This window comes from Streptomyces sp. 378 (assembly GCF_030124145.1).
Taxonomy (GTDB): Bacteria; Actinomycetota; Actinomycetes; order Streptomycetales; family Streptomycetaceae; genus Streptomyces.
Map to the genome: position 1 here is coordinate 131612 of NZ_JASKMS010000020.1, position 12926 is coordinate 144537.

14 protein-coding genes are annotated in these 12926 nt (G+C 71.1%); all 14 read right to left on the reverse strand.

Features of this window, described 5'->3' with window-relative positions; all coding sequences use genetic code 11:
* Positions 1 to 22 precede the first annotated feature (22 nt).
* Entirely contained in the window at positions 23 to 562 is a 540-nt protein-coding gene (locus QNO09_RS25540) for an adenine phosphoribosyltransferase (RefSeq protein ID WP_283972578.1), read from the reverse strand.
* Entirely contained in the window at positions 559 to 1677 is a 1119-nt protein-coding gene (gene secF / locus QNO09_RS25545; RefSeq protein WP_283972579.1) for a protein translocase subunit SecF, read from the reverse strand. Before secF ends, QNO09_RS25540 begins: the two co-directional genes overlap by 4 nt.
* 1 nt (position 1678) lies before the next feature.
* Positions 1679 to 3445: a protein translocase subunit SecD gene (gene secD / locus QNO09_RS25550; protein ID WP_283972580.1), complete on the reverse strand. Its 1767-nt coding sequence runs from the start codon at positions 3443 to 3445 to the stop codon at positions 1679 to 1681.
* A gap of 132 nt (positions 3446 to 3577) precedes the next feature.
* Positions 3578 to 4069, reverse strand: coding sequence for a preprotein translocase subunit YajC (yajC, locus tag QNO09_RS25555; RefSeq protein WP_283972581.1), 492 nt, complete (start codon positions 4067 to 4069; stop codon positions 3578 to 3580).
* A gap of 185 nt (positions 4070 to 4254) precedes the next feature.
* Complete coding sequence (gene ruvB / locus QNO09_RS25560; RefSeq protein ID WP_283972582.1) at positions 4255 to 5325, reverse strand: Holliday junction branch migration DNA helicase RuvB; 1071 nt, start codon at positions 5323 to 5325, stop codon at positions 4255 to 4257.
* Positions 5326 to 5353: 28 nt separating this feature from the next.
* Positions 5354 to 5959 (reverse strand): Holliday junction branch migration protein RuvA, encoded by a 606-nt coding sequence (gene ruvA / locus QNO09_RS25565; protein ID WP_283972583.1) that lies wholly within the window; start codon positions 5957 to 5959, stop codon positions 5354 to 5356.
* Positions 5956 to 6486: a crossover junction endodeoxyribonuclease RuvC gene (gene ruvC / locus QNO09_RS25570; protein ID WP_283972584.1), complete on the reverse strand. Its 531-nt coding sequence runs from the start codon at positions 6484 to 6486 to the stop codon at positions 5956 to 5958. Before ruvC ends, ruvA begins: the two co-directional genes overlap by 4 nt.
* A gap of 121 nt (positions 6487 to 6607) precedes the next feature.
* Complete coding sequence (locus QNO09_RS25575; protein WP_283972585.1) at positions 6608 to 7360, reverse strand: YebC/PmpR family DNA-binding transcriptional regulator; 753 nt, start codon at positions 7358 to 7360, stop codon at positions 6608 to 6610.
* A 48-nt stretch (positions 7361 to 7408) separates the two neighbouring features.
* Positions 7409 to 8017 (reverse strand): pyridoxal 5'-phosphate synthase glutaminase subunit PdxT, encoded by a 609-nt coding sequence (pdxT, locus tag QNO09_RS25580; protein ID WP_283972586.1) that lies wholly within the window; start codon positions 8015 to 8017, stop codon positions 7409 to 7411.
* A 13-nt stretch (positions 8018 to 8030) separates the two neighbouring features.
* Positions 8031 to 8936, reverse strand: coding sequence for a pyridoxal 5'-phosphate synthase lyase subunit PdxS (gene pdxS / locus QNO09_RS25585; protein ID WP_283972587.1), 906 nt, complete (start codon positions 8934 to 8936; stop codon positions 8031 to 8033).
* A 136-nt stretch (positions 8937 to 9072) separates the two neighbouring features.
* A complete protein-coding gene (locus QNO09_RS25590; protein ID WP_283972588.1) occupies positions 9073 to 9615 on the reverse strand; it encodes a LemA family protein in 543 nt (180 codons plus the stop codon).
* Between the two features lie 337 nt (positions 9616 to 9952).
* Positions 9953 to 11116 carry a glycosyltransferase family 4 protein gene (locus QNO09_RS25595; protein WP_283972589.1) on the reverse strand — a complete coding sequence of 388 codons (1164 nt, stop codon included), beginning with the start codon at positions 11114 to 11116 and terminating at the stop codon, positions 9953 to 9955.
* Positions 11113 to 12021 carry a phosphatidylinositol mannoside acyltransferase gene (locus QNO09_RS25600; protein WP_283972590.1) on the reverse strand — a complete coding sequence of 303 codons (909 nt, stop codon included), beginning with the start codon at positions 12019 to 12021 and terminating at the stop codon, positions 11113 to 11115. Before QNO09_RS25600 ends, QNO09_RS25595 begins: the two co-directional genes overlap by 4 nt.
* Positions 12018 to 12782: a phosphatidylinositol phosphate synthase gene (pgsA, locus tag QNO09_RS25605; RefSeq protein ID WP_283972591.1), complete on the reverse strand. Its 765-nt coding sequence runs from the start codon at positions 12780 to 12782 to the stop codon at positions 12018 to 12020. Before pgsA ends, QNO09_RS25600 begins: the two co-directional genes overlap by 4 nt.
* Positions 12783 to 12926 lie beyond the last annotated feature (144 nt).

Consider the following 12926-nt stretch of genomic DNA (forward strand, 5'->3'; position numbering starts at 1 on the left):
TCGCCGGACCGCCACGCGGTCGCTAGACCGTGAGCAGCGCCTCCAGCGGGGCGCCGTTCAGCGCCGGCTCCAGGCGGGCGCGGCCGCTCAGGAAGCCGAGCTCCATGAGGACGGCGAGACCGGCCACCTCGGCGCCGGCCCGGCGGATGAGCTGGACCGAGGCCTCGGCGGTGCCGCCGGTGGCGAGGACGTCGTCGACGATCAGGACGCGATCGCCCGCGGTGAGGTCCTCGGCGTGCACCTCGATCTCCGCCGAGCCGTACTCCAGGTCGTAGGCCTGGGCGAGGGTGGCTCCGGGGAGCTTGCCCGCCTTGCGTACGGGGATGAAGCCGAGGCCGGCGCGGACGGCGACCGGGGCGCCGAGGATGAAGCCCCGTGCTTCCAGGCCGACGACCTTGGTGGCGCCGGTGCGCTCGGCGATGTCGGCGAGGGCGTCGGTCAGCGCGGTGAACGCCGACGGGTCCGCCAGGAGCGGGGTGATGTCCTTGAACATCACGCCCGGCTCCGGGTAGTCGGCCACGTCGCGGATGCGGCTGAGCAGCAGCTCCCTGATGTCGGTCATCGACGCTTCCCCGAGGGACGGCCGCGGCCGCGGTTGCGGGAGGCGGGCTGGTTGCGGGGGCCGACGACCGCGGGTGCGGCGTCCTCGGGCTCGTCGGCGTACGTCTCCTCACCGCCCTGCGCGTCGAGCGTCTCGCCCTTGGCGTCGGACTGGGCCCGCTTGGCCAGGACGCGCTTCCTCAGGGCCTTCATCGCCGGCTCGCGTTCCTTGAGGTCGGCGACGAGCGGCGTGGCGATGAAGATCGAGGAGTAGGCACCGGCGGCGAGGCCGACGAACAGCGACAACGAGATGTCGTTCAGCATGCCGGCGCCGAGGACACCGCCACCGATGAACAGCAGGCCCGCCACCGGCAGCAGCGCGACCACCGTGGTGTTGACGGAGCGGACCAGCGTGCTGTTGATCGACCGGTTGGCGACGTCGCTGTAGGTCCAGCGGGTCTGCTTGGTGAGGTCCTTTGTCTGTTCCTTGAGGCTGTCGAAGACCACGACCGTGTCGTAGAGCGAGTAACCGAGGATGGTCAGCAGACCGATCACCGTGCCCGGGGTGACCTCGAAGCCGACCAGGGCGTAGATGCCGACCGTGATGGTGATGTCGTGGATCAGTGCGACGAACGCGGCCACGGCCATGCGCCACTCGAAGGCGATCGCCAGGTAGATCACCACCAGGACCAGGAAGATCCCGAGGCCCTGCCATGCCTTGTTCGCGATCTGCTCACCCCAGCTGGGGCCGACCAGTTCGGCGTTGATCTGCTCCGGGTCGATCTTGAGGTCGTCGGCGAGGGTGTTCTTGATCTGGTTCGCCGCGCCGGTGTCGATGCCGGCGACCTGGATGCGCAGGCTGCCGTCGCCGAGCTTCTGGACGATCGCGTCGTGGCCGGAGGCCTCTTCCGCGTACTCCTCCGCCTGGGACACCGACGCGCTGGTGCTCTTCGGGGTGTTGAAGACGGCGCCGCCCTGGAACTCGATGCCCATGTTCAGGCCCCGCACCGCCAGGCCGACGATGGCCAAGATGGTGATCAGGATGGAGACGCCGTACCAGATCTTGCGGTTCTTGACGAAGTCGTAGCCGACCTCGCCGCGGTGCAGTCGGGCGCCGAGGGTGCCGAGTTTCGACATCTCAGGCCTCCTTGGGGTCGACGGGGGCGACGGGGCGACGGGTGCGGCGCAGCGGCGGCTGGGCACCCAGGCTCTTCGGGTCGAGGCCGGACCACTTGTGGCCGTTCGCGAAGAACGGGCGGCGGGCCATCAGGGTCAGCAGCGGCTTGGTGAAGAGGAACACGACGACCACGTCGAGCAGGGTGGTCAGGCCGAGCGTGAACGCGAAGCCCTGGACCTTGCCGACGGTGACGATGAAGAGCACCGCCGCGGCGAGGAACGACACGAAGTCGGAGACCAGGATGGTGCGCCGGGCGCGCGGCCAGGCCCTCTCGACGGCGGGGCGCAGGGTGCGGCCCTCGCGGATCTCGTCGCGGACGCGTTCGAAGTACACGATGAACGAGTCCGCGGTGATGCCGATCGCGACGATGGCACCGCACACGGCCGGCAGGTTCAGCGCGAAGCCGATGGCCGGGCCGAGGAGGGACATGAGCGTGTAGGTGAGGGCGGCCGAGACCAGCAGCGAGAGGATCGCGATGAACGACAGGCCGCGGTAGTAGGCCAGCAGGTAGATGATGACCAGCGCGAGACCGATGGCTCCGGCGATCAGACCGGCCTCCAGCTGGTCATCGCCCAGCGCGGCGGTCACGGTCGTCATGCTGTCCACCTTGAAGGTCAGCGGCAGCGCGCCGTACGACAGCATGTTGGCGAGTTCCTGGGCGGACTGCTGGGTGAAGTTGCCGGAGATCTCGGCGTTGCCGCCGGTCAGGGCCTGCCGGACGTACGGGTCGGAGACGACCTCGCCGTCCAGGACGATCGCGAACTGGTTCTGCGGGGACTGGTTCTGCGCCAGCTTGCCGGTGATGTTCGCGAACTTCTTGGCGCCGGAGTCCGTGAAGTCCATCGTGACCGTCCAGCCCGCACCGGTCTGCGTGTTCAGGACGGCCTGGGCCTCGTCGACGTCCGTGCCGTCGACCTCGGCGGGGCCGAGGATGTACTTCTGCCACTGGCCCTGCGAGTTCTTGCCGCAGGCCAGCGTCGGGGCGGAGGCCTTCACGCCGTCGCCGACGGTGGAGCGGGTCTTCTCGTCGGTGCAGTCGAGCTTGGCGTACTTCTCCTGCAGCGCGCTCGCGTCGCCCTCGGCGGTGCCGCCGCTCGCCGACGGGGAGGGGCTGGCCCCGGCCTTGTCCGAGGCGCTCGCGGACGGTGTGGCGTCGGCCTTCAGCCCGTCCGTGACCGCGCGGCCCTGCGTGGTGGCGGAGGCGGACGGGGACGCGGATCCCTTGTCGGTGGCCGCCGGCTTGTCGGTGGCCTCGCCGGACGGCTTGTCCGTGGGGCTGCCGGTGGGGCTCGGGGAGGGACTGGCCGCACCCTGGCCGCCGGAGACCTCGGTGGCGAGGACCGGGCGGAAGTAGAGCTTGGCGGTGGTGCCGACCTGCTTGCGGGCCTGCTCCGAGTTGGTGCCCTTGGGAATGTTGACGATGATGTTTTCCCGGCCCTGCGTCTGGACCTCGGCCTCGGAGACGCCCAGACCATTGACACGGCGCTCCATGATGGAGACGGCCGTGTCCATGTTGGTCTTGTTGATCGCCGCCTCGTTGCCGGCCTCGGGGACCGCGCGGAGCGTGATGCTCGTACCGCCGGCAAGGTCGATGCCGAGACGGGGCTTCGTGTGCCCCGAGGCGAACATCCCACCGGTGAGCGCCACGATGGCGATCAGGATCAGGGCCAGCGAGCGCCCCGGCTTGCTCTGGGCGCTCGCGCTCCTGCCCTTTTTAGGTGTGGCCACCTTCTCGTACTCCCTCTCGGGCCACCTCGCTCCGGATCGGCGGACGGGCGGCCATGACATGGTGTCGGGATTCCGTGCGAGCTGGGCGTGTCCCGGGGTGCGCGGGCCGGGCCCGCGCACCCCGGGACACGACTACTTCGCGTCGGAGTCGCCGTCGGTCTTCTTCGGCTCTGCGTCCGTCTTCGCCTCGGCCGCGTCGTCGGCCGGCTCCACGGCCGCGTCCTTCTTGCCGAGGTCGACGGCCTTGTCGTCAGCGGGAGCCTCGGCAGCCAGGTCGTCGGTCTCGGTGAGGGAGGAGGCGTCGTCCGGGACGAGGTCGGCGTCGGACTTCAGGTCGTGCTCGACGCCGTGCACGATGCGGTTGTACTCGTCGTCGGTCAGGACGGCGCCGATGGAGTTCTTGGCGAAGAGGAGGTCGACGCCCGGACCGGCGTCGACGAGGACGGTGTCCTCGTTGACCTCCTTGACCGTGGCGTACATGCCCCCGATGGTGCGGATACCGCTGCCGGGCTGCATCTGGTTCCGCATCTCGGCGGCCTGCTGCTGCTTCTTCTTGGCCGACCGGGTCATCAGGAACATGGCCCCGATGAGCACGATGAACGGGAGGAGGGTCAGGAGACTCACGGGTCGGTACTTCCTTCACACGACCGCGCTGTGAGCGGCCAGATGGTTGGGGGTGTGTGCACCGCCGGCAAAGGCGGCATCGGCGGAGTCTAAGCGAGTCCGCGCGCAGGGAACAACGCTCAGCATGGCACCGGGGTTCCTGCTCCGGCCACTGACCTCGCCGCCCCGGAGACGTAACGGTGCCGTCACGCCCCGAACAGGTCCTGTTGTCCGTTTCCGGCGGTCTGGGAGCGTGGCGGGGTGAGGCCGAGATGCGCCCATGCGGCGGGGGTGGCGACCCGGCCGCGCGGGGTGCGGGCCAGCAGCCCCTCGCGTACGAGGAACGGCTCGGCGACCTCCTCCACGGTCTCACGTTCCTCCCCCACCGCGACAGCGAGCGTGGACAGACCGACCGGACCACCGCCGAACAGCTTGAGCAGTGCCTCCAGCACGCCCCGGTCGAGGCGGTCGAGGCCACGCGCGTCGACCTCGTACACCGCGAGCGCGGCCGCCGCGATGTCCCTGGTGATCAGCCCGTCGGCCTTGACCTGCGCGTAGTCCCGGACGCGGCGCAGCAGGCGGTTGGCGATACGGGGCGTGCCGCGGGAGCGCCCGGCGATCTCGGCGGCGCCCTCCGGGTCGATCTCGACCTCCAGAAGGTTCGCCGAGCGGTGGATGACCCGCTCCAGCTCGGCCGGTTCGTAGAACTCCATGTGGGCGGTGAAGCCGAAGCGGTCGCGCAGCGGGGGCGGCAGCAGGCCCGCGCGGGTGGTGGCGCCGACCAGGGTGAAGGGGGGCAGCTCCAGCGGGATGGCCGTGGCGCCGGGGCCCTTGCCGACGATGACGTCGACGCGGAAGTCCTCCATCGCCATGTACAGCATCTCTTCGGCGGGCCGGGACATGCGGTGGATCTCGTCGAGGAAGAGGACCTCGCCCTCCTGGAGGGAGGAGAGGATCGCGGCGAGGTCGCCGGCGTGCTGGATGGCGGGGCCCGAGGTGATGCGGATGGGGGCACCCATCTCGGCCGCGATGATCATCGACAGGGTGGTCTTGCCGAGGCCGGGGGCGCCGGAGAGCAGCACGTGGTCGGCGGTCGCGCCCCGCGCGCGTGCGGCACGCAGGACGAGGTCGAGCTGTTCGCGGACCTTCTCCTGGCCGATGAACTCGTCCAGGTCCTTGGGGCGCAGGGCGGCCTCGACGGCCTGGTCCTCACGGTCGGCGACGGAGTCCACCAGCCGCTCCGCGGCATCGGCGTCGGTCGTGTCGTCCCAGTTCATGGAGTGTGCCTCGGAATCTCGGTACGGACTATCGGGCGCGGTTCAGGGTCTGCAGGGCCGCCTTCAGCAGCCGGCCCACCTGGGGCGTGCCCTCGGCGGCCTCGGCCTGCGGGGCCACCGCGGACACCGCCTCGTCGGCCTCCCGGGTGGCGTACCCGAGGCCGATCAGCGCCGCGTGCAGCTGGTCGCGCCAGCCGGTGCTGACCGCCGCGCCCACGGCGGGGGCGCCGACGGGCGCGCCGAGCCGGTCCTTCAGCTCCAGGAGGAGCTTTTGCGCGCCCTTCTTGCCGATGCCGGGGACGGCGGTGAGGGCCTTCTCGTCGGCGGATGCGACGGCCCGGCGCAGCGCGTCCGGGCTGTGCACGGCGAGCATGGCCTGGGCCAGCCGGGGTCCGACACCGCTGGCCGTCTGAAGCAGCTCGAAGACCTGCCGCTCGTCGTCGTCCGCGAACCCGTAGAGGGTCAGGGAGTCCTCGCGCACGACGAGGGAGGTGTGCAGGGTGGCGGGCCGGCCCATGCGGAGCGTGGACAGGGTGTTGGGCGTGCACTGGACGGCCATGCCGACGCCGCCGACCTCGACGACCACGGCGTCCGGGGCGAGCGCGGCGACCGTGCCGCTGACGAAGGCGATCATGCCGTCCGGCCTTTCGAGGTGTGCAGGGCTACGGCCTGCTGGAGTCGGTTCTGTGCGGGGGCGCGCCAGATGTGGCAGATGGCGAGCGCGAGGGCGTCGGCCGCGTCGGCGGGCTTGGGCGGTGCGCCGAGCCGCAGCAGGCGGGTGACCATCGCGCCCACCTGTGCCTTGTCGGCCCGGCCGCTGCCGGTGACGGCGGCCTTGACCTCGCTCGGGGTGTGCAGCGCGACCGGGATTCCCCGGCGGGCGGCACAGAGCATGGCGACGGCGCTGGCCTGGGCCGTGCCCATCACCGTACGGACGTTGTGCTGGCTGAAGACGCGCTCCACGGCGACGCATTCCGGCCGGTGCTCGTCGAGCCAGTGCTCGATGCCCTGCTCGACGGCGACGAGGCGGTGGCCGAGGTCGGCGTCCGCGGGCGTGCGCACGACGCCGACGCCCAGCATCGTCAGCGGCCGGCCCGCGACCCCCTCGACGACGCCCACACCGCACCGCGTCAGTCCGGGGTCCACCCCGAGTACGCGCACCCGCCCCTCCTTCAATCGCCTGTTCGTGCAGGCTATCGGGTACCCCTGACAACGCGACGGGCCGACGGGTGTGTCCCGTCGGCCCGTTGAGCCCGTCGAGCCGGTGCGGCCCGCGGCGGCGTCAGGCGTCGACCTTCTCCATGACCTCGTCGCTGACGTCGAAGTTGGCGAAGACGTTCTGCACGTCGTCACTGTCCTCCAGCGCGTCGATCAGCTTGAAGATCTTCTTGGCGCCCTCCTCGTCCAGCTCGACCTGCATGGTCGGGACGAAGTTGGCGTCGGCGGAGTCGTAGTCGATGCCGGCGTCCTGGAGGGCGGTGCGGACCGCGACCAGGTCGGTGGCCTCGCTCAGCACCTCGAAGCTCTCTCCGAGGTCGTTGACCTCCTCGGCGCCCGCGTCGAGCACGGCGGTCAGCACGTCGTCCTCGGTCAGTTCGCCCTTGGGGACGATCACGACGCCCTTGCGGTTGAACAGGTACGACACCGAGCCCGGGTCGGCCATGGAGCCGCCGTTGCGGGTCATGGCGACGCGGACCTCGGAGGCGGCGCGGTTGCGGTTGTCGGTGAGGCACTCGATGAGCACCGCGACACCGTTCGGGCCGTAGCCCTCGTACATGATCGTCTCGTAGTCGGCGCCGCCGGCCTCCAGGCCCGCGCCGCGCTTGACCGCCGAGTCGATGTTCTTGTTGGGGACCGACGACTTCTTCGCCTTCTGGATGGCGTCGTAGAGCGTCGGGTTGCCATCGATGTCGGCGCCGCCCATCCGTGCCGCGACCTCGATGTTCTTGATCAGCTTCGCGAAGAGCTTGCCGCGCTTGGCATCGATGACGGCCTTCTTGTGCTTCGTCGTGGCCCATTTAGAGTGGCCGGACATCTGCCTGTCTCCTTCGCGTAACCCATCTCAGCAACGAACGCAGGAATCCTACAAGGACTCGGCTGCCCGGTTCGCCCGCACCATGTCGACGAACAGGGCGTGCACGCGGTGGTCGCCGGTCAGTTCCGGGTGGAACGACGTGGCCAGCGCGGTGCCCTGGCGGACCGCGACGATGTGGCCGCCGTGCTCGGCGAGCACCTCGGCCCGCGCGCCGACGGACTCCACCCAGGGGGCGCGGATGAAGACGCCCTCCACCGGGTCGCCCTCGATGCCCCGCAGGGCGACGGAGGCCTCGAAGGACTCGTTCTGCCGTCCGAAGGCGTTGCGGCGCACGATCATGTCGATGCCGCCGACGGTCTCCTGGCCCGAGCGCGGGTCGAGGATCTTGTCGGCGAGCATGATCATGCCGGCGCAGGTGCCGTAGACGGGCATGCCGTCCCGCACGCGCGCGCGAAGGGGCTCCATCAGGCCGAACAGGACGGCCAGCTTGGAGATGGTGGTCGATTCGCCGCCGGGGATGACGAGACCGTCCACCTCGGCGAGTTCCTCGGGGCGCCGCACCGGCCTGGCCACGGCGTCGGCCGCGGCCAGGGCGACGAGGTGCTCCCGAACGTCGCCCTGGAGGGCCAGGACGCCTATGACGGGGGTGTCGCTCATGGGTTCCTGTGCCTTACCAGCCGCGGTTGGCGTAGCGCTCGGCCTCGGGCAGGGTGTCGCAGTTGATGCCGACCATGGCCTCGCCCAGGTTGCGGGAGGCGTCCGCGATGATCTTCGGGTCGTCGTAGAAGGTGGTGGCCTTCACGATGGCGGCGGCGCGCTTGGCCGGGTCGCCGGACTTGAAGATGCCGGAGCCGACGAAGACGCCCTCGGCGCCGAGCTGGCGCATCAGGGCGGCGTCGGCCGGGGTGGCGACACCGCCGGCGGAGAACAGCACCACGGGGAGCTTGCCGAGCTCGGAGACTTCCCTGACGAGCTCGTACGGGGCGCGCAGCTCCTTGGCGGCGGCGTACAGCTCGTTGTTGTCGTAGCCGCGCAGACGGGCGATCTCGTTCTTGATCTGACGCAGGTGGCGGACGGCCTCGACGACGTTGCCGGTACCGGCCTCGCCCTTGGAGCGGATCATCGCGGCGCCCTCGGCGATGCGGCGCAGGGCCTCGCCCAGGTTGGTCGCGCCACAGACGAACGGCGTGGTGAAGGCCCACTTGTCGGAGTGGTTGACCTCGTCGGCCGGGGTGAGGACCTCGGACTCGTCGATGTAGTCGACGCCGAGGGACTGCAGGACCTGGGCCTCGACGAAGTGGCCGATGCGGGACTTGGCCATGACCGGGATCGAGACGGCGTCGATGATGCCCTCGATCATGTCCGGGTCGGACATGCGGGCCACGCCGCCGTCCTTGCGGATGTCGGCCGGGACCCGCTCCAGCGCCATGACGGCCACGGCGCCCGCGTCCTCGGCGATCTTCGCCTGCTCCGGCGTGACGACGTCCATGATCACGCCGCCCTTGAGCTGCTCGGCCATGCCGCGCTTCACTCGGGCGGTGCCGGTCTCGGGAGCCTGGTTTTCGGAGATGGACACGGGTGACCTCGCTGAGGGGAAAGGGGATTTCTGCAGCACTGAGGAAACGTGAGGAAACCAGGCCACAGCAAGGGCCAATGGGAAGGCCGTGGATCCTTTTTGCTACGGACGGCCGGAAAACGACCCGTGAAGGGGCTCAGGCGGCCCGGTCCACCAGGGCCACCGGAGGCTCGTCGTCCATTTCGAAGGCCAGGGGGAAGGGCGCGTGACCGGCCAGGCGGAACCAGCGCACCTTGCGGTGGCGGCGCAGGGCCCGGGCCGCGCGGACGGCGTCGTTGTGGAAGCGCCGGGCCATCGGCACCCTGCGGACCGCCTCGGTGAGTTCCCGGGCCGCTTCCTCTCCCCCGGGCGCCTCGCGTACCGCCTCCACCTGCGGAGCCTCCCCGAAAACGGCCCGCAGCGCCTGACTCAGGTCGCTCTCGGCCACCTCCCGCTGCTCTTCCTCGGCCTGCCGGGCGGCGTGCGCGGCCTCGTAGAGCACGATCGAGGCGGCCGGATCCAGGACCCCCGACGTCGCCAGTTCCTGGGCCACCGAGGCCCGGCGCAGCAGTTGCGCGTCCAGGGCGGCCCGGGCGGCGTCGATCCGGGCGTGGAGACGGTCGAGCCGGCCCGCGGTCCAGCTCAGGTAGAGCCCGATCGCGACCAGGGCGACAACGATCCAGATGAGAGTGGTGGTCACGGGCGGCAAGGCTAGCGGCACACCCGGGCCACCGGTTCACCCCGCCCCACCCGACGTCCCGGTGCGCCGGGCAGCAGGTGTGCGGAGTGCACGGTGCGCGGAGTGCACGGTGCGCGGAGTGCACGGTGCGCGGAACGCACGGTGCGCGGAACGCACGGTGCGCGGAACGCACGGTGCGCGGAACGCACGGTGCGCGGAACGCACGGTGCGCGGAACGCACGGTGCGCGGAACGCACGGTGCGCGGAACGCACGGTGCGCGGAGTGGACATGTCCGGGCTGGGGTGCGCGGGCTGGTGGAGGTGCGCGGGGCCGAAGCGGACCCGCCGTGCCCGGCGGTCAGTCCCGGGCGAACCCCAGCCGCCCCCACAGCCCGGTCGTGCGCTCGTCCTCGGCGACCGCCGCCGCACCGTCCGTCACCGTCTCGTAGACGGACAGGATGTCCGCGCCGACGGTCGACCAGTCGAAGCGCCGTACATGGGCGCTCCCCCGCTCGCGCAGCTCCGCTCGTCGCTCCGGGTCCTCCAGGAGGCGCACGGCCGCGTCGGCCAGGGCGTCCGCGTCCTCGTTGGGGAACAGTTCACCGGCCGCTCCCCGGTCCAGGACCTGGGCGAAGGCGTCCAGGTCGGAGGCGAGGACGGGGGCTCCGGCGGACATGGCCTCGACCAGGATGATGCCGAAGCTCTCGCCGCCGGTGTTGGGCGCGACGTACAGGTCGACGCTGCGCAGGAAGCGGGCCTTGTCCTCGTCGCTGACCATGCCGAGGAACTCGACGCGGGAACGCAGTTCGGCGGGCAGGGACTCCACGGCCTCTTCCTCGTCGCCGCGTCCGGCCACCAGCAGCCGGGTCCCGGGGCGCGCGGCGAGGATCTTCGGCAGGGCCTTCATCAGCACGGGGAGTCCCTTGCGGGGCTCGTCGATGCGCCCTATGAAGCCGATGGTCTCGCCCTGCCACTCGGCCTTGGGCTCGGCCTCGGCGAAGAAGTCGACGTCGACACCGTTGGGGATCACGACGGCGTCCCCGCCGAGGTGCTCGACCAGGGTGCGGCGGGCGTACTCGCTCACGGCGATCCGGGCGCTGATCTTCTCGAGGGCGGCCTGGAGGATCGAGTACGCGGCGATCATCGCGCGGGAGCGCGGGTTGGAGGTGTGGAACGTGGCCACGATCGGCCCCCGGGCGGCCCAGCAGGTCAGCAGGCCCAGCGAGGGCGAGGTCGGCTCGTGGATGTGGATCACGTCGAAGGCACCGTCGTGCAGCCAGCGGCGCACCCGGGCGGCGCTCAGGAAGCCGAAGTTGAGCCGGGCCACCGAGCCGTTGTACGGCACCGGCACCGCGCGCCCGGCCGAGACCACGTACGGCGGCAGCGGGGTGTCGTCGTCGGCCGGGGCGAGGACGGACACCTCGTGGCCGAGGCGGAGGAAGTACTCGGCGAGGTCGCGGATGTGGAACTGGACGCCTCCCGGCACGTCCCAGGAGTACGGGCAGACGATGCCGATCCTCACGTGGATCCCTTCGCTGGATCGAGGTCCGCGAGCCACAGGCGCTGCAGCATGTGCCAGTCCTCCGGACGGTCGGCGATCCCGGCGGCGAAGGCGTCGGCCAGCGCCTGGGTCATGACGGACGTCTTCTCGGCGCGCGTGCCCGTCTCGGGAACCTCGACGGGCGGGTGGACGAGGCCTCGCATGACGGGCGAGTCGTCGTACCGGAGGGTGGCGGGCAGCAGCAGGGCGCCGGTCTGCTGGGCGAGCAGGGCGGGTCCGGCCGGCATCCGGGCCGTGTCGCCGAAGAAGTCCACCTCGACGCCGGAGGCCGACAGGTCGCGGTCGGCGACCAGGCAGACCAGGCCGCCGTCGCGCAGCCGCCGGGCCAGGGTGCCGAAGGCCGTGCCGCCGCTGTGCGGCAGGACCTCCATGCCGAGGCCCTCGCGGTAGGCGACGAACCGGTCGTAGAGCGTCTCGGGCTTCAGGCGCTCGGCGACCGTCGTGAAGGGGATGCCCAGCTTGGTGGTGACCCAGGCGCCGGCGAGGTCCCAGTTGGCCAGGTGGGGCAGGGCGAGGATGACACCCTTGCCCGCCGCCATGCCCTCCTGCAGGTAATGCAGGTCCTTGACGTCGACGCCCGCCCTGATGCGCTCGGCGCTCCAGGCGGGGAGCCGGAACGACTCCATCCAGTAGCGCAGGTAGGAGCGCATGCCCGCGCGGGACAGCTCGGCGAGGCGCTCGGGGCTCGCGCCGGGCACCACGCGCGCGTAGTTGCTCTCCAGGCGCCGGACGCCCTTGCCGCGCTGTTTCCAGGCCAGGTCGGCGATGGTCCGGCCGAGCCGTACGGCGACCGGCTCGGGGAGCTTGCGGACCGTGCCCCAGCCGAGGCCGTACAGGGCGTCCGTCAGCCGGTCCTGTGTGCTCACGTGGCCGCCTCGCTCCCGTGAGAGGCGTTCCGCTGCTCGTCCCCATGGTCCTGGGTGTCCTGGCCGTCCTGCGCGGCCTCGGCCTCCGCGGACTCCCGGCGGACGGTGACGACCCGCTGGATCAGCGTCACCAGGCTGCCCACGGCGACGATCCACAGGGCGACGGGCAGCAGGTACTGGATGCCCGGCACACCGAAGGCGTGCAGGCCCGCCAACCCTGCGGCGACCAGCGAGATCACCAGCCGCTCGGCCCGCTCGACGAGCCCGTTGACCGCGACCGGCAGGCCGATCGACTCGCCCCGGGCCTTGGTGTAGGACACCACCTGGCCACTGGCCAGGCAGAAGATCGAGACGGCGCACAGGACGAGGTCGTCGCCCCCGCCAGCGTACCAGAGGATGAAGCCGCCGAAGATCGCGCCGTCGGCGACCCGGTCGAGCGTGGAGTCCAGGAAGGCGCCCCAGCGGCTGGAGCGGCCGAGCTGGCGGGCCATGTTGCCGTCGACGAGGTCGGAGAACACGAAGAGCGTGATCACGACCGTGCCCCAGAAGAACTCGCCCACGGGGTAGAAGACCAGCGCGCCCGCGACCACACCGGCGGTGCCGATGAGCGTGACGGTGTCGGGGCTCACGCCCCGGCGGATCAGAAACGCGGCGAACGGTGTGAGGACACGCGTGAAGAATGCACGCGCGTACTTGTTCAGCATGGCCTTCCCGAGGGTCGGTGTCGCCGCATGGCCCCTGCTGACCACCGGCTGGCCCATCGTAGTCACGCGCGCGCGTGGGCGAGGGGCGGGCACCGGGACCCCTCCGGTGAAACCGACGCGTCGCTGGTGGAAGGCGGGATCACGTCGTTCGTATGGACGCACCGTGACCGGAGTGGAAAGCTCGAAGAACCGCGGGCGTCG